The organism is Kribbella sp. NPDC023855, assembly GCF_040639475.1.
In the GTDB taxonomy this organism is placed as follows: domain Bacteria; phylum Actinomycetota; class Actinomycetes; order Propionibacteriales; family Kribbellaceae; genus Kribbella.
On record NZ_JBFAAA010000001.1, the window covers coordinates 1 to 21,333 of the forward strand.

Genomic DNA, 21,333 nt, shown 5'->3' on the forward strand with positions numbered 1-21,333 from the left:
CTGGCCGGCCCAGGCGACCCTGGCCTCGCCGCGCAGGTCGTTGAAGATTCCGCGGTCGGCGTTGGCAGAGGCGGCCGTCGCGAGATGCTGCTCGCGGCGGCCGCCCGCTGGGGGCGACGTGGTGGGAGGTGGACAGCCGCTGCCTCACGGGCCGGCCCAGCCGCTGGACAGCCGTTGCCCCGCGGGCTGTCCCAGCCGCTGGATAGCCGCTGGGGCAGCCCCGTGGTCTGTCGTCCGTGGTTAGCCGGTGGTGAATTGGCTGCCGGTGTCGAGGCCGGCGGCTTGCCATTCGGTGGCGCTGAACCATTGGCCGAACTTCTGGAAGCGGTCCGCGCTCAGGCTGTCGAGCACGTAGCTGTTGTCCTTCAGTACGACCTCGCCGGACGGGATCGCCGCGCCGGAGTTCTGCACCATGCCGGTCGACGTCGTGCCGCCGCGCATCGTCACCTTGTTGCCGGTGACGATCACGTCGCGCAGTACGTTCAGGCCCCACGGTCCGTTGCCGCGGGTGCGGGACTGGATCGAGATGCCGTTCACGTTGCCGGACAGCACGTTGTTGCGGACCGTCACGTTGGTCGAGGTGTTCACGTTGATCCCGCCGCCGTCCCACAACGACCGGCCCGACCCGCGACCGGTTCCCAGCCCGTTGCCGGTGATCACGTTGTCCTCGATCACACCGTTGCGGCCGATCTCGTAGCGGATGCCGTCGGCGGCGTTGTCGATGATCTGGTTGTCCCGGAACACCCGGCCGTCGTCGTACGCGTCGCTCCAGAGCCCGACGCCGCGGTTCTCCTTGATCAGGTTGCTCGCGACCGTGCCGTTGGTGGACCAGGTGGTCTTGATCCCGCCGGACTCCCAGTCGGCGATCCAGAAGCCGTCGGTGTTGTTGTTGCTCACCTGGTTGCCGAGGATCTTGCCGTTGGTGGTGCTGTACTGGCCGACGCCGAGCTGCCCGTTGTGCTGGATCAGGTTCTTGTCCAGCGTCGCGCCGTCGGCGTTGACCAGCATCGCGCCGACCGCGTGGTTCCAGCGGATGTCGTTGGCGAACACCCGCCAGCCGCTGCCGAGCACCACCGCACCGGCCTGGGGCGCGCTCGCGAAGTGTTCGACCGTCAGCCCATGCACCGCGACGTTGGTGCCGCCGGGCTCGATGGCGGTCTTCGTCTTGGACATCTCCACCGACCTGCCCTGCGGGTTGTCGCCCAAGTAGATCGCGTTGCCGGTGTAGTCGGCGTAGAAGGTGCCAGGAGCAACCTTGTCGCGGGTCTTCACCCGCTGCAGGTGCTTGCCGTTCAGGAAGACCTGCTCGCGCAGGTAGCAGATGTTGGCGACGTTGTCCTCACACTGCCCGGTCATCCCGTACGCCGGTGGCAGCGCGCCGCGGGTGACCCAGTCGCCGTTGTCCGCGGTCCAGCTGGTCAGCGGAACCGAGCCGGTCAGTACTGCGCCCTCGTCGCTACCCAGGGTCGTGTTCGCCTTCGGGCGCAACGGGCGGTCGATCCGGTGCAGGCCGGCCGCGAAGCAGAACGTCGTACCGGTCGCGGCTTTGTCGATCACGTCGGCCGCGTTCTGGTCGGTGGTGATCGTGGTGCCGTTGCAGGCCGGTGCCAGCGTAGGGCCGGCCGGGAAGCTGCCCGGGGGCAGCGGGGGCGGCGTCGGCTTCGGGGAGACCGTCGGGGTGGGCGTCGGGGTGGGTGTGAAAGTGGGCGTCGGCGTGACGGTCGGCTTCGGGGAAACAGTCGGCGTGGGCGTGGGTGTAGGCAAGGGCGTGCTGGGCACGCTGACCGTCGGGGTGGTCGGGGCGGGGGTGGGGCGCGGCCGGGGCTTGCGCGGGTGCTCACCCGGCAGGATGCCGCTCTTGCCCTCACCGAAGGCCGAGGCGCTGTTGCTGCGCGTCCCGGCCACGATCCCCGTCACGGCGACCGCACCGGCTGCCGCGACGCAGATGATGGTCACTGATCTTTTCACTGACGACCCTCCGGGGGTAGGGACTTCATTTCTGCACCCCCCTGGTGCGGCCTTCTCCAGAAGACTACTACGTCAAGTAGTCGTGACAATACGCAAAGTCGTTGCGTCGGCCAACAATTCTTCCGGGTCGGTTGCCCCAGGCATGTTTGTTGTTGCTGGGTGCATCAATTGCGCTCTGTCATCGAGGTTGCGCTGCGTGATGCAAGGCCTGGGGCATCGGGCCGGCGCCAGGACTCAGCTGGTGAGGAAACTTCCGGTGGTGTCGAGACCGGCGCTGCGCCAGCCGACGGCGTTCAGCTTGGTGCCGAACTTCGCGAACCGCTGGGCGGCCAGCTTGTCCAGCAGGTAGCGGTTGCCGCTGAAGGTCAGCTGGCCCGCCGGGACCTCGGCGCCGGAGTTCTGCACCATGCCGGTCGACTGGGTGCCGCCGGTCATGCCGATCGTGTTGCCGGTGACGTGCACGTTGCGGAGCAGGTAGCGGCCCCACGGCCCGTCGCCCCGGGTGCGGGACTGGATCGAGATGCCGTTGACGTTGCCGGACACGGTGTTGTTCCGGATCGTCACGTTCGTCGAGGTGTTGACGTTGATACCGCCGCCGTCCCACAGCGAGGTGCCGGAGCCGCGGCCGGTACCGAAGCCGTTGCCGGTGATCGTGTTGTTCTCGATCACTCCGTTGCGGCTGATCTCGAACCGGATCCCGTCGGCGGCGTTGCCGGTGATCTTGTTGGAGCTGATCACCCGGCCGTCGTCGGCGACGTCCGCCCACAGCCCGACGCCCTTGTTGGCGCGGATCAGGTTGCCGCTGACGGTGCCCGACGAGCGGGTCGACTTCATCCCGCCCGACTCCCAGTCGGCGATCCAGAAGCCGTCGGTGTTGTTGGACGTGATCACGTTGCGGGTGACGTTCGCCTTGAGCGAGTTGTACTGCCCGAGGCCGAGCTGGCCGTTGTGGTGCACCAGGTTGCGGTCGATCCGGGCGTTGTTCGCCTTCACCAGCATCAGGCCGACCGACTTGTTCCAGCGCACCTCGTTGGCCTTGACGGTCCAGCCGGGGCCGGAGACCAGCGCGCCGGCCTGGGCCGGGCTGGCGAAGTGCTCGATGGTCAGGCCGCGAACGGTGACGCCGGGCTGGTTGGACTCGATCGCCGTCGCGGTCTTCGCCATCTCGACCGCGTGCCCAGCCGGGTTGCTGCCCAGGTAGATCGCGTTGGCCGCATAGTCGGCGTAGAACGTGCCGGCCTTGACCGCGGCGGCCGAGGCGACCCGGGTCAGGTGGGTGCCGTCGAGGTAGACCTGCTCACGCAGATGGCAGATGTTCGCCTTGTTGTCCTCGCACTGCCCGCTCTTCCCGTACGCCGCCGGCAACGCGCCGCGGCTGACCCAGAGTGCGCCCGACTTGGCCCAGCTGGTGAGCGGCACCGAACCGGTCAGGACCGCGCGAGCCGAGCTGGCGATCGTCATGTTCGCCTTCGGCCGGATGGTCTGACTGATCCGGTGCAAACCGGCGGCGAAGCAGAGGGTTGAACCGACGGGCTGGGAGTTGACCACAGCCTGGGCGTTCTGGCCCGGCTTGATCACCACACCGCTACAAGAGCCGGCGACCGCGGGTCCTGCTGCGGTTTCGTCGATAGACGGCTCCGGCTTGGTCGGCGGGGTGGTGGCGGTCGGCTCCGTCGTCGTGGGAGCGCTGGTGGGCTTGCTGCTCGGCGTCTTCGACGGTGCAACGGTCGGGGGCTTGCTCGAGACGGTGCCAGGAACCTTGGTCGGCTTGGCGGTCGTCTTCGCGGTCGGGTGTTTCGAGGGGAGGACCGCGGGACCGGACGGACCGTTCTGAGCGGTGTCGCGTGACTTCTCGGCGGATGCCGCGTTCTTTTGATGAGAGATGACGGGGTAAGTGACTGTAACGACAGCCACCACGGTGGCGATAAGGGCTGCGAACAACACCCTTCTCGAACCAATCCTGCTCAAAGCACCCTCCGGGTGTCTCGGCGCGCGGTCATTCATCCCCAGGTGCGGCCAGTCATGTACCAGGTGTCACCACCGCGAGACTTAAGGTGGTGTCATGCGGGTCGCCATGTTGCACAACCGTTATCGTTCGGGTCAACCCAGTGGCGAAAACACTGTCGTCGATCAAACGGCTGAACTTTTGCGTAGCTCAGGACATGTCGTCGACTTGTACGCACAGCACAGCGACGACATTGCGCAGATGAGCCGAAAGCGTCGCGCACTGTTACCGTTCCGCTCCATCTGGTCATTTTCCGATGAACGCGATTTAACATTCCGATTGCAGTCGGCGCGTCCGGACATCGTGCACGTGCACAACACATTCCCGCTTTTCAGCCCGTCGGTACTCCGGGCCGCCGCGCGCCAGGACCTGCCGGTCGTGGCCACTCTCCACAACTTCCGGCTGATGTGCGCCAACGGAGTGCTGCAGCGCGACGGCGGGCCGTGCGAGTCCTGCGTCGGGCGGATTCCGTGGCGCGGCGCCGTCCACGGCTGCTATCGCGACTCCAAGGTGCAGAGCCTCCCCCTGGTCGCCGGCATCACCGTGCACACCACACTCCACACCTGGCAGCGCTACGTCACCACACTGATCGCGCCGTCGGAGTTCGTCCGCTCCCGGTACGTCGCCGCTGGGTTCGACGCCGACCAGATCGTCGTGAAGCCACATGCTGTCGCCCACTCGGGCGCAGTACGGGAAGGGGCGGGGGAGGCTGTTGTCTTTCTCGGGCGCTTGACCGAGGAAAAGGGCTTCGCTGATCTGCTCGAAGCCTGGGATGCGTCGCTGGGGCAGCTCGTCGTGGTCGGGGACGGGCCGTTGCGTGCCGAGGCGGACGAGCGAGCCCGGCGAGACCCTTCAGTCACGGTGCTCGGTGGGTTGCCGTGGGCCGAGTGCATGGAGGTACTGCAGTCCGCCCGCGCCGTCGTCGTACCGGCGCGGTCTTATGAGACTTTCGGGCTCGTGGTGATCGAGGCGTTCGCGCACGGAGTACCGGTCGTCGCGTCCAGGATCGGAGCGCTGGCGGAGCTGGTCGACGACGGGGAAACGGGCGCATTGGTCGCTCCGGGCGACACCGAGACGCTCCGAAAGGCCCTGGGGTTGCTAACTGAGCGTGGAACTTCGGTAACCTTCGGCCAACGAGCACGTCAGGTGTATCTCGACCGCTTCACTCCGGAGCGCGACCTGGCGGCCACGGAGAGGATCTACGCCGATGCGATCGCCCGGCACGCGGCCGACCCAAGGACAGGCCCGCGGACCGGTCGGCGCAGCCAGGCACGCGGTGCGCCGAGTAGCTAGGGCACGACCCGTCTCCCGGTGTAAGGTCAGCGCAGACGTGGGGGGTCACGTCGGTCGCTGGTGGGGTCCGGTTGTCGGGATGTTCGCCAGAAGTTCGTTGTTCAACTCGCCCGGGGGGCGACGGGGCAGAGCCCGGGAGGGCTTAGTGGGGGAGCACAGGATGCCGCAACGCATCGGCTATCTGACCGGGGTATTCGATCTGTTCCACGTCGGTCATCTCGACGTACTGGAACGAGCCAGACAACAGTGCGACCGGCTGGTCGTCGGCGTGCTGACCGACGACTGGGCCGTTGATGCCTGGGGTGCCCGGCCGTTCGTGCCGGTCATCGAGCGTGCGCAGATCCTCGAGCAGCTGCGCTGCGTCGACGAGGTCGTCGTGGTCGACGGGGTTGAGACGGAGTTGCTGACCGGTCAGCTGGGGGTCGCCACCGTCTTCGCAGCCGACGGGACCGACGGCGTACTGGGTCCTGACGAGCTCGACGAGGTGCCCGCCGGGCTGGTCAGCGTGCTGGCGTCCGGCCGCGGTTCCCGCAGCCAGATCCTGCGCGCCGCGATCGACCAGCGGCAGTCACGCAGTTCGGTCGCATGAGCGGGCGCTCCATCGGCGACGTGGTCGCGGAGCTGTCACGCGCGCAGAAGCCGTCCGCCGGCACACCGGCGTACTCACGGTTCATCAATCGCCGGATCGGCCGTTACCTGGCCGCCGGTGCGTTCCTGGCCGGCCGTACGCCGAACCAGGTCAGCCTGACCAGCGGATTCTGTTCGCTGGTCGGCATCGTTCTGATAGCGACCGTCGAGCCGAGCCTGCCGCTCGCGCTGGCGGTCACCGCGTTGCTGGTGCTCGGTTACGCCTTCGACTCCGCGGACGGGCAGCTGGCCCGGTTGCGCGGCGGCGGCTCGCCTCTGGGTGAGTGGCTCGACCACATGATCGACTGCGTCAAGATCGCCTTGCTGCACAGCGCCGTTCTGATCTCGCTCTACCGCTTCGATGCCTTCAGCAACGAACTGGTCCTGCTCGTCCCGCTGGCCTACCTGTGCGTGTCGGCGGTGATGTTCTTCGGGCTGATCCTGATCGACCAGCTCCGCCGCCGGCACGGCGCCAGCACGGCCAACGTGCGCGGCGACTCGGTGCTGAAGTCGTTGCTGATAGCACCGACCGACTACGGCGTACTGTGTCTGGTCTTCCTGACCTTCGGCTGGCCGACCCTCTTCACTGCCCTGTACGGCGTACTGCTGGCGGCGAACCTGCTCTTCCTGCTGCTCGCGATCGCCAAGTGGTACAGGGAAATGGCCGCGTTGCAGCCGGCTCCGCGGCGTACCGAGGTGAACGGCTGATGGGCGTGGTCGGCTACGCCCCGGGCGTGTACGACATGTTCCACATCGGTCACCTGAACATCCTGCGCCGGGCCAGCGAGCACTGCGACTACCTGATCGCAGGAGTGGTCGAGGACGACGTGGTGACCAGGATCAAAGGCCGGCCGCCGGTGGTTCCGCACGACGAGCGGATGGAGGTCGTCCGGGCGATCGGCCTGGTCGACGAGGTGGTCAGCGACTGGTCCAGCGACAAGTTCGAGATGTGGAAGCAGTTGCGCTACGACGTGCTCTTCAAGGGTGACGACTGGAAGGGCACCGAGAAGGGGACCCGATTGGAGAAGCTGCTCGGTGAGGTCGGTGCCAGCGTGCACTACTTCCCCTACACGGCCTCCACCTCGAGCACGGATCTACGGAGGCTCCTGGAGGGGACGCTGTGATGTCGACCCGGCCGAAGGTCCTGCTGAGCGCTTATGCGTGCCGGCCGAAGGGTGGTTCCGAACCAGGTGCCGGCTGGGCCTGGGCGAAGGCGGCGGCCCGCGATCATGACGTCTGGCTGATCACTCGCGGCAAGTTCGCGCACGAGATCACCGAGGAGTTGGCCGCGCGGCCGATCCCGTCGCTGACCGTCGTACCGCTGGAGCTGCCGAAGTGGCTGCTCAAGCTTCGCCGCCGGCACGCTGACGTGTACTGGTACTACCCGCTCTGGCAGAGGCTCGCCGGGCGGACGGCTCGCCGGTTGCATGCCGAGCATTCCTTCGACGTCATCCACCACCTGACCTTCGCGACCGACTGGATGCCGGCCGGCGTGGTTCAGGAGTCGACGGCGAAGGTGATCTGGGGGCCGGTCGGCGGTTCGACGACGGTGCCGCTGTCGATGGCGCACTGGCTCGGCTCGAAGGGCCTGCTGAACGAACTGGTACGCCGGGGTTACACCGGGCTGCTGCGCCGAGTGGTCGGCCGGAAGCTTGCCCAGAGCGCCGATCTGGTCGTTGCCCAGAACAAGGATGTGGCCGAGTACTTCGGCCGGTACGCGCGCGAGGTGACCGTCCAGCCGAACGTCGCGATCAGCCAGTTCGCGGCGGCCAGTGGTCCACGCGAGCCTTATGGTGCCCCGGGCATCAAAACCGCGCTCTTCGTCGGCCGGCTGATCCCGTGGAAAGGGTTGCTGATGGCAATCAGTGCCCTGGCTCGTCCGGAAGCCGCCGGCTGGGAGCTCCGCGTGATCGGCGACGGCCCGGACTGGCGTCGCGCCGAGCGGCTCGCGGAAGAGCTCGGCGTACGGGACCGGGTGGAGTTCGTAGGGCAGTTGCCGCGCGAGGACGTGCTCGCCGCTTTGCTCCGCGCTGACGCCCTGCTGGCACCCGCGATGCGCGAGGCAGCCGGCTGGGCGGTGGCTGAGGCACTGGCCAGCGGTTGCCCGGTGGTTTGCGTCGACCGGGCGGGCCCTTCGGTCATCGTCGCGCCGGAGGACGGCGCCGTCGTACCGTGGCGGGGCGACGTCGTCGGCGAGCTGGCCAAGGGCCTCGCATCCCTCACCGGCCGGATCGAACCAGTCAACCGCTGGGCCCCCGACCGAATCCCCGACATCCTCGCCACCTGGTACAACACAACCCGCGTACCGCACTGACAGCATTCAGTACTCCGCCGTCCCGAGCACCGGCCGATTCGGTGTCGGTGAGACTCGTCCCGGTGTCGAGCAGGTGGTAGGCCGAGTTGCTCAGTGGTTAGTCCTTGGCGGTTTTGCCGGGGAGGGCGAGCATGCGGTCTAGGGCGATCTTGGCGTACTTCTCGGTGTCGGCGTCGACCTTGATCGGGTTGACGACGTGGCCGGCGACGAGGTTCTCCAGCGCCCAGACGAAGTGAGGCAGGTCGATGCGGTTCATCGTGGCGCAGTAGCAGACCGTCTTGTCGAGGAAGACGATGTTCTTGTCGGTGTGCTGCTTGGCCAGCCGCTGGACCAGGTTGAGCTCGGTGCCGACGGCCCACGACGTACCGGGCTCGGCCTTCGCGATGGTCTCGATGATGTACTCCGTCGAGCCGACCAGGTCCGCCTTCAGGACGACCTCGTGCTGGCACTCGGGGTGCACGATGACGTTGACGCCCGGGACGCGGCTGCGCACGTCGTCGACCGAGGCGGCGGTGAAGCGGCCGTGCACCGAGCAGTGCCCGCGCCACAGGATCATCTTGGCCTTGGCAAGCTGCTCCTTGGTGAGCCCGCCGCCCGGCTTGTGCGGGTCGTAGACGACGCACTCGTCGAGGCTGATGCCCATCTTCAGCACGGCGGTGTTGCGACCGAGGTGCTGGTCGGGCAGGAAGAGCACCTTCTCGCCCTGCTGGAAGGCCCAGTCGAGCGCGACGTCGGCGTTGCTCGACGTACAGACTGCGCCGCCGTTGCGGCCGCAGAACGCCTTGATGTCGGCGCTCGAGTTCATGTAGGTGACCGGCACGGTGACGTCCGCGACACCCGCGTCGGCGAGCGCGTCCCAGGCCGCCTCGACCTGCTGGATGCGGGCCATGTCGGCCATCGAGCAGCCTGCCGCGAGGTCGGGCAGGATCACCGTCTGGTTCTCGTTGGTCAGGATGTCCGCGGACTCGGCCATGAAGTGCACACCGCAGAAGACGATGTACGGCGCGTCCGGCCGGGCCGCGGCGTCGCGGGCGAGTTTAAACGAGTCACCCGTGACATCGGCGAACTGGATCACCTCGTCGCGCTGGTAGTGGTGGCCGAGGACGAACACCTGGTCGCCCAGCGCGGCCTTCGCCTTCAGTGCCCGCTCGACGAGATGCGGGTCGGAGGCCGGCGGCAGCGCGCCGGGACACTCCACTCCGCGCTCCGAGTGCGGGTCGGTGTCGCGGCCCAGGAACAGCAGGGGAAGAGACTTCGAGCCCTCAGCGATGGTGGTCACGTCAGCCATCGTGCCACGCCGGGCCTCTTCCCCCGCATGTCGCACGTCACTGCTCAGAATGCGAAATTGCCGCCAGTTCCCGGAGTCGCGCGGTGCCGCCGGAGCGGACTGGCTCCCCGTGACCGAAGCACAGCAGCTCTGTGTCGAGGCCGGCCAGCCGGCTGAGCGAGTGCATCGCCGCGGTCCGGTCCTGGTTGAAGACGCCGAGGATGACGTTGCCCTGGTACTCGGCCACCGCGTCGCCGGTGAAGAGCACGCCGTGCTGCGGAAGGTGTACAGCGATGCTGCCCTCGGTGTGCCCCGGGATGGAGATGACCTGCGCACCGCCGCCGAAGTCGAGGACGTCGCCGTCGGCCAGCTCGGTGTCCACCGCGATCGGGGGCGCGGCGAGATGCCCGTCCACTTCCGCGAACAGGGGCCGCTCCCAATCGAGCAGCACGGGCGGCGGGATCGGCGCCACGCCTTCGACCAGCGGAACGTCGTACCGGTGGACGAGCAGCGGTGCATCACTCCACTGCCTGATCTCGGCGGCGGATCCCGCGTGGTCGCCGTGCGCGTGGGTGAGCACGATCCGGCGCAGCTCGGCGGGATCGCGGCCGAGGTCCTTGATCGCCAGCCGGATCGCCTCGCCCATCCCGATCGGTCCCGTGTCGATGAGGCTGAGGCTGTCCTCGTCCTGCCAGAGGTACGCCTGGCCGACGTCGAAACGGAGGAGATGCAGCTCAGGCGTGAGTTGTTCGATCTGCATAGCGCGAGGCTAGGTCGGGGTGCGCCACCAGCGAAGGAGATCTGCGGACAGCAGACAGTCAGGACAGCGCCTGGCGGCAGGCGTGGTCGGCGGCGCGGGTGGTTTCGGGCAGGCGGTACTGCGGGGTGAGGTGGAGCGCGTGGGCGACAGCGTTGGGCAGGCTGACCCGGTGGCCGACTGACACGAAGACGGGGTTCACCTTGGTTTGAGTCCGGAGGACCTGGCCCACGACCTCGTCGTCCAGAACCAAGTCGGAGGAGTCGCCGCGCTGAGGGCCGGGCTCGGCGTACGTGCCGACGAAGGCGGTCTTGGCGACGCCGATCGTCGGCAAGCCGGTCAGTACGCCGAGGTGGCAGGCAAGGCCGAAGCGTCGCGGGTGGGCCAGGCCTTGGCCGTCGCAGACGAGCAAGTCGGGGGTGACTGTCAGCTTGTCCAGGGCATCCAGGAGGGCGGGGATCTCGCGGAAGGCGAAGAGGCCCGGGACATAGGGAAAGGCCGTGCGGCCGAGCACGATCGCCCGGTCAACCTCGGTCAACGAGTGGCCGTCGAGGACGACGATCGCGGCGGCCAGGGCGTCACCGTCGTACGCGACATCGAGGCCGGCGACGTACTGCGTGTCAGCCGGCGACGGCCCAGGTCCGGTCGTGTCGACGCGACCTCGGAGCTGCTCCTGTACTGCGATCGCTTCGGTTGCTGTCGTCGGCCAGTGCACGCCGCGGACGCTACCGCGCCGGCCTGGTTGTCCGGGGGATGGCCCGCAGGCGGCAGCGCGGGTCGGGGGTAGGAGAGGATGTGCGCATGCGCGTGCTGATTGCTCCGGACAAGTTCGCTGGGACGTTGACCGCCGTCGAGGCCGCGGCCGCGATCGAGGAAGGCTGGCGGCGACGGGACCCGCAGGCCGAAGTACTGATCGCGCCGATGGCTGATGGCGGGCCCGGCTTCATCGACGTGCTGTCGACGGTCGTGGATGGGCGGCTGCTCTCGGTGGTCGTGCGTGGGCCGCTCGGTGCGGAGGTCCCGGCGACCGTGCTGGTGGGCGGCGAGACGGCGTACATCGAGACTGCGCAGGCGTGTGGTCTGCATCTCGTCGAGAAGGCCGATCGGCGGCCGGAAGACGCTTCGACGTACGGCGTGGGTCAGTTGATCGCCGCGGCCGTGGACGCCGGTGCGAAGCGGATCATCCTCGGCCTTGGTGGCTCGGGCACGAATGACGCCGGTGCTGGACTGCTCGCGGCGCTGGGTGCCACGGCGGTCGGCCGCAGCCTCGAGGCCGGGGCCAAGGGGCTCGCCGAGCTGACCGAGGTGGACCTGGAGCCGGCGCGGACGCGGCTGGCCGGGGTCGAGTTCGTGGCGGCGAGTGACGTGGAGAACCCGATGCTCGGGCTGCGGGGCGCGACGAACATCTTCGGGACTCAAAAGGGCATCACGGACGACCGGAAGCCTGCGGTCGACGGTTATCTGACCAGGTTCGCGGAGCTGGCTGGACGCAAGACGGCTGACCAGAAGGGCGCGGGCGCCGCGGGCGGGCTCGGGTATGCCTTGCTGCTGCTCGGCGCCGAGCGGGTCTCGGGGATCGATCTGGTCGCGACGCTGACCGGGCTCGAGGTGAAGGCCGGGCAGGTCGACCTGGTGCTGACGGGGGAGGGGGCGTTCGACTTCCAGTCCCGTGACGGCAAGGTCATCTCCGGGGTGGCGAAGGTCGCGAACGACGCGATGCGGCCGTGTGTGGTGCTGGCCGGGAAGGTCCAGATCGGAGCTCGGGAGATGCGCACGATGGGCGTCGAGTCGGCGTACTCGCTGGTCGACGCGGTCGGCGAGGAGCGCGCCTTTGCCGACCCGCACGGCTCGCTGGCCACCGTCGCCGAGCGCGTCGCCAAGACCTGGGCCCGCTGAGACGCTCGCCACCTTGACCCGCTCGGGGCGGCGGGTACGGCGTACCGGCTGTTCCAGCGGGTGGCGCGAAGTTGATCCCTGAAAATGGTGTGCGACCATGGGAATGGTTCGGGACCGGCTGATGTTGCCCCGAATGACAGCGGACTTTCCGCGCGTGGCCGCCTGCCCAGAGCGGCCGGGCGCATATGAGATGACTGGAGTCAGGAATGACTGAAGCGCAGACCGAGGCAGTGCAGACTGCGGAGGGCACCACCACGGCCAGCGGCATCCAGCTGACCGACGGCGCCGCCGCCAAGGTGAAGGCGCTGCTGGAGCAGGAAGGCCGCGATGACCTCGCCCTGCGGGTCGCCGTGCAGCCGGGCGGCTGCTCGGGCCTGCGGTACCAGCTGTTCTTCGACGAGCGTCAGCTCGACGGCGACGTGGTGACCGACTTCGGTGGCGTCAGCGTGGTCACGGACCGGATGAGCTCCCCGTACCTCAAGGGCGCCTCGATCGACTTCGTGGACACGATCGAGAAGCAGGGCTTCACGATCGACAACCCGAACGCCACCGGCTCCTGCGCCTGCGGCGACTCGTTCAACTAAGCACCACACCGAAGCCCCGCTCACCCTCGGGTGAGCGGGGCTTCGGCATGCCTTGGGGCCGGGCTAGTGCGCTGACGTCTCCTCGCGGGCTCGCTGGGGGAGGGCGAAGGTGACCAGGAGGCTGACGACGAAGAGGGCGACGGCGACCAGGGTGGCCGACTTGGTGGCGCCGAGGAACTGGTGGGCCGGGAGCAGCTGGAAGAAGATCGTGCCGATCACGGCCACGCCGATCGCGCCGCCGAACTGCTGCATCGCGGTCAGTACGCCGGACGCCGAGCCCGCCGCCTGGTCGTCGATCGAGGCCAGGATGATGTCGAACAGCGGAGCGAACACCATGCCTGCGCCGATCCCGGTGGCCAGCGTGGCCGGTACGAGGTTCCAGACCGTTGTCGCGTCACCGTAGGTGTGCAGAGTGAACCAGACCCCGACCATCGCCAGCGTCATCACCACGATTCCCAGCTGCAGCGCCTTGCGTCCCCAGCGGGGCGCCAGCAGCCCGCCGGACAGCGGTGCGCCGATCGCGATCCCGAGCGAGAACGGCACCATGGCGAGGCCGGCCTTCAGCGGGCTGTAGTGCAGTCCGAGCTGGGTGAAGAGGTTGAACACCAGGGTGAAGCCGGACATCGCCAGGAAGAACGTGGTGATCACGCCGAGTCCCGCGACGTACCCGCGGCTGCGGAACAGCGACGGGTCGATGACCGGATTGCCGGACCTGCGCTCGCGCCAGCCGAACAGAGCGAACACGGCCACGGACGAGACCAACATCACGATCGACCAGGCCGGCCAACCGAGCTCGCGACCTTGCACCAGCGGGTAGATCAGCAGCCCGGAGGCCAGGCTGACCAGGATCACGCCGGGGAGGTCGAGCCGGGATGCACCCGCAGTCTTCACCTCGGGCATGTAGCGCAGGGCGCCGAACAGGGCCAGGACGCCAATCGGGACGTTGATGAAGAAGATCATCCGCCAGCCGGTACCGAACCAGTCCACGTCGATCAGCACCCCCGCGATGATCGGGCCGGCCACGGCGGACAAGCCCATCACCGGACCGAACAGGCTGAAGGCCTTGCCGATCTCCTGCGGTGGGAAGACCGCCTTCAGGATCGCGAAGCCCTGCGGGATCATCACCGCTCCCAGCAGACCTTGCGCGATCCGGCTGCCGATCAGCATCTCCGGTGAGGTGGCCAGTCCGCAGATGGCTGAGGCAAGGGTGAAGCCGACGGCGCCGATGATAAACAGCCGACGGCGCCCGACCAGGTCGCCGAGACGGCCGAAGGAGATCAGGCCGATCGCGAACGCGAGGGTGTAGCCGGCCAGCATCCACTGCATGGCGGCCTCCGACCCGCCCAGCTCGGCGCGGATGGAGGGCGCCGCGATGTTCACGATCGTCGCGTCGACCAGGTCCATGATCTCGGCGACCAGCACGGTCCCGAGCACGATCCAGCGCCACTTGTACGCCGGTGTGCCGCCCTCAGGTGGTGCGGTGCCGGTCCCGGGCGGGCTGACGGTGGTTGAGGAGCTCATCGATGGCGCCCCTTTCTGATTTCGAACGGTGTTCGTTGACGAACACTGTTCTACACACGAACACTGTTCCCGTCAAGTACGCCGTTCGCTAGAGTGACCGCATGAACCAATCGCCGTGGCAGCCGATCAGCCCCGAGAAGCCGGCCCGCCGGGTCCGTGAGCCGCTGACCCGGGAGCGGATCGTCGACGCCGCGATGGAGGTGCTGCTCGAGCAGGGGTACGAGGCCGTGTCGATGCGCAAGGTCGCCCAGATGCTCAACACCGGACCGGCTTCGCTCTACGCGCATGTCGCCAACAAGAGGGAGCTCGACCAGTTGCTGGTCGACCGGGCGGCCGAGGGAATCGAGATCCAGGAGGCCGACCCGGAGCGTTGGCAGGAGCAGTTGAAGGCCGCGATGCGGTCGATGGTCACGGTGATGCGGGCCTATCCAGGGGTGGCCCGGGCCGCGATCGGTCAGGTGCCGCTCGGGGAACGCGCGCTGCGGAGTACGGAGAGCATGCTCGCGATCCTCAAGGCCGGCGGATTGCCGGATCAGGCCGCCGCGTGGGCAGTCGACATGATCGGGCTCTTCGTGACCGCGACGGCGTTCGAGGAGAGCGTCCAGGGGGCGTCCGGGTGGACCGAGAAGGATGTGACCCGATTCGTCAGCGAGCTGCGGCAGTTCTTCGAGGGCCTGCCGCCGGACAAGTTCCCGGTCACGGTCGCCCTGGCCGGCGCCCTCACCACCGGCGCGCTCGGGGATGAGCGGTTCGAATTCGGCATGCAGGTAATCGTCGCCGGCCTGGCAACACTGGCCGAAAACTGACTTACCGGCGGAGCTGGTCGCCTCAAGCTGTACGGGCTGATGTATTGCACCCACCCGTGCTCGTGTTCCGGGCTGGCGCGTTGTGCCCGCCCGGACCTGTGGGGTGCTGGTCGCCCGGGTAGCTGACTCGGGTCGCGTGGGGTGGTTGGTGTCTTGCACCCACCCGTGCTCGTGTTCCGGGCTGGCGCGTCGTGCCCGCCCGGACCTCTGGGGTGCGGGTCGCCTGGGTAGCTGACTCGGGTCGGTGGGGTGGTCGGTGTGTGGCACCCACCCGTGCTCGTGTTCCGGGCTGGCGCGTTGTGCCCACCCGAACCTCTGGGGTGCTGGTCGCCCGGGTAGCTGACTCGGGTCGCGTGGGGTCGTCGGTGTGTTGCGCCCGCCCAGTTGTGCTCGCGTCGCGGGCTGGCGTGTGGGCCCGCCCGACCTGTGGGTGGTGGATGCGCATGGGTGAGGCTCGTGTTGCGAGGTCTTCCGCAGCGGGTTGAGTCCCGACGGACAGGATGTAGTGCCGTTTTGCTCGCTCACCAGAGCGCCGCTGAGCGTGGCGCTGCGCGGCGGGTGGGACTACGTCCTGTCGATCGGGACACTCATCCCGCAGCGAGGGCTTGACCGGTTCGTCGGAACGGATCGAGCAATACGGCTGTGCCGGTGGGCGCTCAGTGCTCGGAGGGTGGGGTGGGCACGATGCGCCGGCCCCGCGATGTGAGTGCGGGTGGGGAGATGTGCCTGTTGACAAAATTTATACGGCGTGCAAATAATGCTGACTGTGTTAAAGAAAGAAAGTGGGGGGTGGCGGGAGGCTCGGCGGGAGAGTGCTCGGGCTTCTGTGTTGGCGGCTGCGTGGGAGTTGGTTCGGGAGGACGGGCTGGCGGCGTTGTCGTTGCGGGAGTTGGCTCGGCGGGCCGGGATCACGACGCCGACCGTCTACGCGTACTTCGAGTCGAAGAATGCGATCTTCGACGCCATGTTCGCTGAGGCCGCGCGGGCCTTTGTCGAGGTGAAGGCCGCCCTACCGGTCACGGATGATCCGGCGCGGGATCTGTTGGCCGACGCTGAGGCCTTTGTGCGGTTCTGTGTTGAGGATGTACCGCGGTACCAGTTGCTGTTCCAGCGTTCCGTGCCCGGGTTCACGCCGTCGCCGGAGTCCTATGAGCTTGCCGTGAGCGCCCTGGCGAACACCCGCGAGCTCCTCGCACGCAACGGCGTGCACGATCCGAAGTACCTCGACATCTGGACCGCCATCACGACCGGTCTGGTCGATCAGCAGGTCTCCAACGAGCCTGGTGGCGACCGGTGGACCCGGCTCGTCGAGGACGTGACGCAGATGTTCCTTGCTCGCTACGCGAAGGCGTGAGCAAGTACCTGAAGGGGGCAATCATGTCCACAGTCACCCAGCCCACGCTCCACCATCTGGCCCTCACCGTGACCGATCTGGAGGCCAGCGTCTCCTGGTACGGCGAGGTCTTCGACGTTCACCCGGTCATGGACATCCCGCATCGCGGCGGCGTCGGGCGGATCCTGGCCGACGCGGACCACCGGTTGATGATCGCGCTGCACCGGCACGAGGCCAACGACGGCCGGCTCAGCGCCGAGACGACGACCGGACTCGACCACGCCGGCTTCACGGTCGGCACCCGCGCCGATCTCGAGCAGTGGCAGGACCACCTCGAGGCACACGGCGTGGTGCGCGCGGACACGGCCGACAAGCCGCTGACCCAGTCACCCATCGCCGACGAGCCCTATGCGTCGGTGCTCGTCTTCCGCGACCAGGACAACATCCAACTCGAGCTCTTCGCCCCGAACACTGTCCCGACCGACAGGACATAGTGCCGATTTCCAGACCCTCCGAGCCTCCGCTGAGCGTAAGCAAGCCGAGCAGACCCGACTATGTCCTGTCGCTCGGCGCACTCACCGCCTTGCTGCCCGTCTAACCCAAGGTCGGCCCGTCCGGGGGATACCGTTCGGGAAGATTCCCACGGTGCCCTGCAAGGAGGTTCACGGTCGCATGCCGCACATGCCGTCTTCGTCGCAGAGTTTCCGCGTCACGGTCCCGACCAGGGTCGCTGCGGAGGAGCTGGCCGGAGCACTGGCCTTCCGTGGGCACCGGCTCGTGGCCATCAGGGAGGTGGACCATTTCAGCAAAGATCCGTCGAGTGTTTGGTACGGCAAGCCATCTCTGCGCCCCGACGAGCAAGGGCAATGGGACGTCTTCTCCGTCGCGACAGGTCCCGTGCCCGACGCGGACGAGGATTGGTGGCGCGCTCAGGAGGACCAGGCTGTGCGGCGACTCGCGGAGCGACTACATGGCCGTACGGCGAGCAGCGGAGGCGGCGCCACCGACCTCCTGCTGCGGTCTTTCACGCGCGAAGGGCTCGAGCACGACCTGGATGAGACGACCGCGCACGAGCGACGCTTGGCTGCCCTTCAAGCCAGTCCGGGCCGGACAGGAGCGCAGGAGGAACGGTCCGTCGACGAGACGCTCCCGGACGGTCCCGGCGATGCCGTCGCAGTGAGCGGGATCGAAAGCGTGGACTGGGGCGAACTGACACATGCCTACGGTCCCGCATCAGACGTTCCGGAACTGATCCGAGGACTGGCCGCCAATGGCGACAACTGGGATGAACTGCACACTGAGTTCATCGGCGCGGTGCTCCATCAGGGCAGTACCTACAGTTCCTCGGCGCCGGCCTTGCAACTCTTGGCTCAGCTGGCTATGGCCCCGCAGCTCGCCCCCAAGCGGCGACTGAGCCTTCTGTACACCCTGTTCCTCGCCGGTTGTGAGGCGGCGAAGGCCGAGGCCTACGGGTACCGGCCGGACGCCCACCACGCCGAGGTGCGAGCCACGGTAGGGAGCGCGGCAGAAGGCCTCGTGCGACTATGGCCGTCAGTTTCGCAAGCTGAGCAGCGCATGTTGTTGCTTCTTGCGGCACTGTCTGACCACTCGGTTCCAGACCATCACCTGAGCGACCCAGCCAGCCGACTGGCCGCGGCGATGATTCGCGACGAGCGCGAGGCCGAGGCAGCACTCAACGACTTGGCCAGCCGCAACGACGACCTCATCGAGCTCGCCGAGAGTCACGCCCCGACGCGTTCTCGACTGACAGCCGCCTTGGAAACACTGCTCTGGGAGCCGTGAGCCACGCTGCTCGGTCGACTCCTAGGCCGGCGGTTCGATGCAGTTCGTCACTTGCCTGCTCCGATGCGAAAAGTGTTCCGTGACCATCGATCCTCCTGGCTCAATCTCAGCCGGGATGGGTAGATTGGCGACGATGTCGAACTCGGGTTGGAGCGGCGAGCGGCAGGTCCAGTACGACGTGGCGCGGCTGGCGGCGGAGTTGCGGGCGCAGGTGCGCGGCACGGTCGGTGCCGACGCGCGGAGCCGGGCGCTCTATGCGGCGGACGGGTCGAACTACCGGGCGGTGCCGGAGCTCGTGGTGGTGCCCGCGGACCAGGCGGATCTGGCCGCTGCGGTCGCGTTGACGGCGGCGGCTGGTGCGCCGGTCACTTTGCGCGGCGGCGGGACGTCGATGGCGGGCAATGCGATCGGCGGGGTCGTCATCGACGCCTCCCGGCACGTCAACAAGATCGTCGAGGTCGACCCAGCAGCCCGTACTGCGGTCGTCGAGCCCGGCGTCGTCCTGACGGACTTGTTGGCCGCGGCGAGACCTCACGGACTCACCTTCGGCGCCGACCCGTCGTCAGGCAGCCGGGCGACTCTCGGCGGGATGATCGCCAACAACGCGTGCGGCGCCCATTCAGTTGCCTGGGGCACCACAGCCGACAACGTGCTAGCGCTTGAGGTCATGCTTACCGACGGCACCCGACTGAAGGTAGACGCGCCCGCCGCTGGCACGGCGGCGGACGCGGTGGGGACGGCCAGCGCAGTGCGAGGCAGGGATGCGGACACTGCCGTGCTTGCGGCTGCCGCCGTGAGGCGGGAGTACTACGCGGGGCGGCCGGGGCGGGAGGGGGAGTTGCATCGGGGGTTGCAAGGGTTTGTTGACCGGAATCAATTGGTGATCGAGCGTCGGTTCGGGTTGTTCGGGCGGCAGATTTCGGGGTACGGGTTGCAGTGGTTGTTGCCTGCGAACGGGTACAACGTGGCGGGGTTGTTGTGTGGGAGTGAAGGCGGGTTCGCGGCGACTCTGCAGGCGACCGTCCGGCTCACTCAGTTGCCTCAGGCAAAAGTTTTGTGCGTGCTCGGGTTTGCCGATTCGGTGACGTCGGCGGATTGCGTGCCGGTGGTGCTGCGGCACGGGCCGTTGACGATGGAGTCGATCAACCACGATCTCGTCGAGCGGCTGCCCACCGAGGTGCGGAATGCGGCTGTTCACGCGGGCCTGCCAGCGGGGCGGGCGTGGTTGCTCGTGGAAATGGGCGGAAGCAATCAACAGGATGCCGCCAAAGCTGCGGAACAGATGCTGGAAGAACTCCTGGACTCCGGTTCGCCGGCGACCGCAACACTGGTCACCGATCCCAAGGCGCAGGCGGTCCTCTGGCGCTGTCGCACGGACGCCGCCGGGTTGGCGACCCGTCGGGCCGACGGGGCTGAAGCGTGGGGTGGTTGGGAGGACGCCGCCGTACCGCCCGAGCGACTGGGCGCCTACCTCCGCGGCCTCGACGAGCTCCTCGCAAGGCACGGCCTGTCCGGTGCGTCGTACGGGCACTTCGGCGAGGGTTGCATGCACATGCGGATCGACTTCGACCTGCTCAGCCAGCGCGGCCTCACGACGTACCGCGAGTTCGTCGAGCAGGCCACCGATCTGGTCGTGGAGCTCGGCGGATCGGTCTCGGGTGAGCATGGCGACGGGCGTGCGCGCTCCGAGCTGCTGACTCGCATGTACGGCGCCGATGGCGTGCGCCTGTTCGGTGAGGTGAAGAACCTCTGGGACCCGACGCGGGTGATGAACCCCGGCATGATCGTCGACCCGCCTCCGCTCGACGAGCAGATCAGGCACAGCGGGCCGGCCAAAGACCGCAAGCTCCTCACTGTGTTTGCCTATGGCAACGATGAGCACAGTTTCGCCCAGGCGCAACGGCGTTGTGTCGGGATCGGCAAGTGCCGGCAGAGTTCCGGTGGCGTGATGTGCCCGAGCTATCAGGTGACCAAGGAGGAGCTCCACTCGACCAGGGGCCGCGCGCATCTGCTCTGGGAGATGCTCGAGGGTGATCTGGTCACCGACGGCTGGCGGTCGACCGAAGTACGGGACGCGCTCGATCTGTGTCTGTCGTGCAAGGGCTGTCTGTCGGACTGCCCGGTGAACGTCGACATGGCGACGTACAAGGCCGAGTTCACCCATCACCACTACGCGCGGCGTCCGTGGGCGAGGCCGTTGTCGCACTGGTCCATGGGCTGGCTCCCGCTGTGGTCGCGGCTGGCGGCCCGGGCTCCCAAGCTCGTCAATGCCTTCGCCAATCGCAAGCTGGTGAAGCGTCTCGGCGGAATCGCCCAGCAACGGGAGATCCCGCGGTTGGCCGACCAGAGCTTCGAGGCATGGTTCAACGGCAGAGCTACCAAAGAAGGAGCCCGAGGCAAGGTCTTGTTGTGGCCGGACACCCTGACGAACTTCCTCGTCCCGGAGATCGGCAAGGCCGCCGTCGAGGTGCTGGAGGCGGCCGGTTTCGAGGTCGTCCTGCCGGACAAGCCCGTGTGCTGCGGCCTCACCTGGATCTCGACCGGTCAGCTCGGCGTCGCCAAACGCGTTCTGGAGCGTTCCCTCGCCGCACTCGCCCCCACGCTTGCTGCCGGTACGCCGATCGTCGGGCTCGAGCCGAGTTGCACTGCAGCCCTGCGTCAGGACGCGCCGGACCTGCTGCCGGACAACCCCTTCGCCATGGCGGCGGCAGCCTCGACGTACACGCTGGCCGAATTTCTCGTCAACGCAGGCTGGGAGCCGCCGCAAGTCGGGGGAGAGGCGCTGGTCCAGCCGCATTGTCACCAGCGCGCCGTGCTCGGCTTCGACGCGGACAAGGCGCTGATGGCGGCAGCCGGTATCGAGGCCCTCGTGCCCGACGCGGGCTGCTGCGGCCTGGCCGGCAACTTCGGTTTCGAGCCTGACCACTACGACGTCTCCAAGGCTGTCGGGGAACGCGTTCTGCTTCCCGCGGTCCGCGAGACCGACCCGCGGACCGCGATCCTCGCCGACGGCTTCAGTTGCCGAACCCAGATCTCGCACGGCACCGAACGCCACCCCCTGCACCTGGCCCAACTCCTGGCGGCCGCCCTCCACGAAGAAAAGTAGAGGACAAGATCTGTCCGCTACTCGTCGTAGCGTCTGAGTCACCAGCTCACGAC

18 protein-coding genes are annotated in these 21,333 nt (G+C 67.8%); 12 read left to right on the forward strand and 6 right to left on the reverse strand.

From position 1 onward, the window contains the following. Positions 1-240: 240 nt before the first annotated feature. Together AB0F51_RS00005 and AB0F51_RS00010 are read right to left on the reverse strand one after the other, a co-directional pair. Entirely contained in the window at positions 241-1,968 is a 1,728-nt protein-coding gene (locus AB0F51_RS00005; protein ID WP_360271556.1) for a right-handed parallel beta-helix repeat-containing protein, read from the reverse strand. 234 nt (positions 1,969-2,202) lie between these two features. Further along, the gene (locus AB0F51_RS00010; protein ID WP_360271559.1) at positions 2,203-3,882 is read right to left on the reverse strand and encodes a right-handed parallel beta-helix repeat-containing protein; all 1,680 of its coding nucleotides are present in this window, start codon (positions 3,880-3,882) and stop codon (positions 2,203-2,205) included. 160 nt (positions 3,883-4,042) lie between these two features. Here AB0F51_RS00010 and AB0F51_RS00015 point away from each other — a divergent pair, with 160 nt between their 5' ends. The 5 genes from AB0F51_RS00015 to AB0F51_RS00035 all read left to right on the forward strand — a co-directional run bounded on the left by AB0F51_RS00015 (position 4,043) and on the right by AB0F51_RS00035 (position 8,207). Beyond that, positions 4,043-5,266, forward strand: a complete 1,224-nt coding sequence (locus AB0F51_RS00015) for a glycosyltransferase (protein WP_360274520.1) — start codon at positions 4,043-4,045, stop codon at positions 5,264-5,266. Between the two features lie 160 nt (positions 5,267-5,426). Beyond that, entirely contained in the window at positions 5,427-5,855 is a 429-nt protein-coding gene (locus AB0F51_RS00020) for an adenylyltransferase/cytidyltransferase family protein (protein ID WP_360271562.1), read from the forward strand. Continuing rightward, a complete protein-coding gene (locus AB0F51_RS00025) occupies positions 5,852-6,601 on the forward strand; it encodes a CDP-alcohol phosphatidyltransferase family protein (RefSeq protein WP_360271565.1) in 750 nt (249 codons plus the stop codon). The genes AB0F51_RS00020 and AB0F51_RS00025 overlap by 4 nt, the downstream gene beginning before the upstream one ends. Further along, entirely contained in the window at positions 6,601-7,017 is a 417-nt protein-coding gene (locus AB0F51_RS00030) for an adenylyltransferase/cytidyltransferase family protein (RefSeq protein WP_360271568.1), read from the forward strand. The genes AB0F51_RS00025 and AB0F51_RS00030 overlap by 1 nt, the downstream gene beginning before the upstream one ends. Beyond that, positions 7,017-8,207, forward strand: a complete 1,191-nt coding sequence (locus AB0F51_RS00035) for a glycosyltransferase family 4 protein (RefSeq protein WP_360271571.1) — start codon at positions 7,017-7,019, stop codon at positions 8,205-8,207. The genes AB0F51_RS00030 and AB0F51_RS00035 overlap by 1 nt, the downstream gene beginning before the upstream one ends. Positions 8,208-8,304: 97 nt before the next feature. Here AB0F51_RS00035 and nadA read toward each other — a convergent pair whose 3' ends face one another. The 3 genes from nadA to nfi are packed head-to-tail and all read right to left on the reverse strand — an operon-like array spanning position 8,305 to position 10,946. Continuing rightward, positions 8,305-9,486, reverse strand: a complete 1,182-nt coding sequence (nadA, locus tag AB0F51_RS00040) for a quinolinate synthase NadA (protein ID WP_360271574.1) — start codon at positions 9,484-9,486, stop codon at positions 8,305-8,307. 46 nt (positions 9,487-9,532) lie between these two features. Continuing rightward, positions 9,533-10,234: an MBL fold metallo-hydrolase gene (locus AB0F51_RS00045; protein WP_360271577.1), complete on the reverse strand. Its 702-nt coding sequence runs from the start codon at positions 10,232-10,234 to the stop codon at positions 9,533-9,535. A 58-nt stretch (positions 10,235-10,292) separates the two neighbouring features. After that, positions 10,293-10,946 (reverse strand): deoxyribonuclease V, encoded by a 654-nt coding sequence (gene nfi, locus AB0F51_RS00050; RefSeq protein WP_360271580.1) that lies wholly within the window; start codon positions 10,944-10,946, stop codon positions 10,293-10,295. 86 nt (positions 10,947-11,032) lie between these two features. Between nfi and AB0F51_RS00055 the strand changes: the two genes are divergently transcribed. Both AB0F51_RS00055 and erpA read left to right on the forward strand, forming a co-directional pair. Continuing rightward, positions 11,033-12,127, forward strand: a complete 1,095-nt coding sequence (locus AB0F51_RS00055) for a glycerate kinase (protein WP_360271583.1) — start codon at positions 11,033-11,035, stop codon at positions 12,125-12,127. Between the two features lie 206 nt (positions 12,128-12,333). Then, on the forward strand, positions 12,334-12,711 hold the full coding sequence (gene erpA, locus AB0F51_RS00060) for an iron-sulfur cluster insertion protein ErpA (RefSeq protein WP_360271585.1): 378 nt from the start codon (positions 12,334-12,336) through the stop codon (positions 12,709-12,711). 63 nt (positions 12,712-12,774) lie between these two features. Here the strand turns inward: erpA and AB0F51_RS00065 are convergent, their stop codons facing one another. Next, positions 12,775-14,232, reverse strand: coding sequence for an MFS transporter (locus tag AB0F51_RS00065; protein WP_360271588.1), 1,458 nt, complete (start codon positions 14,230-14,232; stop codon positions 12,775-12,777). Positions 14,233-14,333: 101 nt separating this feature from the next. On the opposite strand from AB0F51_RS00065, the gene AB0F51_RS00070 reads away from it, so the two are divergent. The 5 genes from AB0F51_RS00070 (at position 14,334) to AB0F51_RS00090 (ending at position 21,280) form a co-directional block, all read left to right on the forward strand. Further along, complete coding sequence (locus tag AB0F51_RS00070) at positions 14,334-15,038, forward strand: TetR/AcrR family transcriptional regulator (protein WP_360271590.1); 705 nt, start codon at positions 14,334-14,336, stop codon at positions 15,036-15,038. A gap of 829 nt (positions 15,039-15,867) precedes the next feature. Then, positions 15,868-16,392, forward strand: a complete 525-nt coding sequence (locus tag AB0F51_RS00075; RefSeq protein ID WP_360271593.1) for a TetR/AcrR family transcriptional regulator — start codon at positions 15,868-15,870, stop codon at positions 16,390-16,392. A 23-nt stretch (positions 16,393-16,415) separates the two neighbouring features. Continuing rightward, positions 16,416-16,865 carry a VOC family protein gene (locus tag AB0F51_RS00080; RefSeq protein ID WP_360271596.1) on the forward strand — a complete coding sequence of 150 codons (450 nt, stop codon included), beginning with the start codon at positions 16,416-16,418 and terminating at the stop codon, positions 16,863-16,865. A 178-nt stretch (positions 16,866-17,043) separates the two neighbouring features. Next, the gene (locus tag AB0F51_RS00085; RefSeq protein WP_360271599.1) at positions 17,044-18,174 is read left to right on the forward strand and encodes a hypothetical protein; all 1,131 of its coding nucleotides are present in this window, start codon (positions 17,044-17,046) and stop codon (positions 18,172-18,174) included. 133 nt (positions 18,175-18,307) lie between these two features. Next, the gene (locus tag AB0F51_RS00090; RefSeq protein ID WP_360271601.1) at positions 18,308-21,280 is read left to right on the forward strand and encodes an FAD-binding and (Fe-S)-binding domain-containing protein; all 2,973 of its coding nucleotides are present in this window, start codon (positions 18,308-18,310) and stop codon (positions 21,278-21,280) included. Positions 21,281-21,333 lie beyond the last annotated feature (53 nt).

What these genes read in the sequence shown, in the direction of transcription:
- AB0F51_RS00015 (WP_360274520.1), top strand. Translation starts at nt 4,043, where the DNA reads ATGTTGCACAACCGTTATCGTTCGGGTCAACCCAGTGGCGAAAACACT.
- AB0F51_RS00020 (WP_360271562.1), top strand. Translation starts at nt 5,427, where the DNA reads ATGCCGCAACGCATCGGCTATCTGACCGGGGTATTCGATCTGTTCCAC.
- AB0F51_RS00025 (WP_360271565.1), top strand. Translation starts at nt 5,852, where the DNA reads ATGAGCGGGCGCTCCATCGGCGACGTGGTCGCGGAGCTGTCACGCGCG.
- AB0F51_RS00030 (WP_360271568.1), top strand. Translation starts at nt 6,601, where the DNA reads ATGGGCGTGGTCGGCTACGCCCCGGGCGTGTACGACATGTTCCACATC.
- AB0F51_RS00035 (WP_360271571.1), top strand. Translation starts at nt 7,017, where the DNA reads ATGTCGACCCGGCCGAAGGTCCTGCTGAGCGCTTATGCGTGCCGGCCG.
- AB0F51_RS00045 (WP_360271577.1), bottom strand. Translation starts at nt 10,234, where the DNA reads ATGCAGATCGAACAACTCACGCCTGAGCTGCATCTCCTCCGTTTCGAC.
- AB0F51_RS00055 (WP_360271583.1), top strand. Translation starts at nt 11,033, where the DNA reads ATGCGCGTGCTGATTGCTCCGGACAAGTTCGCTGGGACGTTGACCGCC.
- erpA (WP_360271585.1), top strand. Translation starts at nt 12,334, where the DNA reads ATGACTGAAGCGCAGACCGAGGCAGTGCAGACTGCGGAGGGCACCACC.
- AB0F51_RS00065 (WP_360271588.1), bottom strand. Translation starts at nt 14,232, where the DNA reads ATGAGCTCCTCAACCACCGTCAGCCCGCCCGGGACCGGCACCGCACCA.
- AB0F51_RS00070 (WP_360271590.1), top strand. Translation starts at nt 14,334, where the DNA reads ATGAACCAATCGCCGTGGCAGCCGATCAGCCCCGAGAAGCCGGCCCGC.
- AB0F51_RS00080 (WP_360271596.1), top strand. Translation starts at nt 16,416, where the DNA reads ATGTCCACAGTCACCCAGCCCACGCTCCACCATCTGGCCCTCACCGTG.
- AB0F51_RS00085 (WP_360271599.1), top strand. Translation starts at nt 17,044, where the DNA reads ATGCCGCACATGCCGTCTTCGTCGCAGAGTTTCCGCGTCACGGTCCCG.
- AB0F51_RS00090 (WP_360271601.1), top strand. Translation starts at nt 18,308, where the DNA reads ATGTCGAACTCGGGTTGGAGCGGCGAGCGGCAGGTCCAGTACGACGTG.